Raw genomic sequence first — 331 nt, 5'->3', positions numbered from 1 at the left:
CTTCCCTTTCTCCTTTAACGGCGCGGCCACCAACCCCTGCGGCAGCACCCCCTTCACCTTCTGCTTTATCAGCGGGCCCAATTGCCCCCTGAGCAGCTATGTCCTCAGCCCTAACCCCGCGGACGAGGAGGTCACCGTCACCAACCTGGCCGCCAAGGACGGGGAGCCGGGCCCCGAAGTGGAGATCCAGATCATCAGCCAGGCCTTCGAACCGGTACTTTCCCTAAAAGCCCAAGGCCCAAAGATAAGCGTGCCCACAGGCCACCTTCCCAACGGGCAATATATATTACAGATCTCCGAAGAAAACGGAGTGTACCGAAAACATTTGATC

1 protein-coding gene is annotated in these 331 nt (G+C 58.3%); it reads left to right on the top strand.

The window, feature by feature from the left end; genetic code table 11:
• A partial coding sequence (locus DB520_RS27455) for a T9SS type A sorting domain-containing protein (protein WP_232835175.1) occupies positions 1 to 331 on the top strand: 331 nt, incomplete at both ends.

The sequence above is a fragment of the Pleomorphovibrio marinus genome, assembly GCF_003347495.1.
Taxonomy (GTDB): Bacteria; Bacteroidota; Bacteroidia; order Cytophagales; family Cyclobacteriaceae; genus Pleomorphovibrio; species Pleomorphovibrio marinus.
The sequence above is the reverse complement of the archived record's forward strand: the minus strand, read 5'-3'. Positions and strand labels throughout refer to the sequence as shown.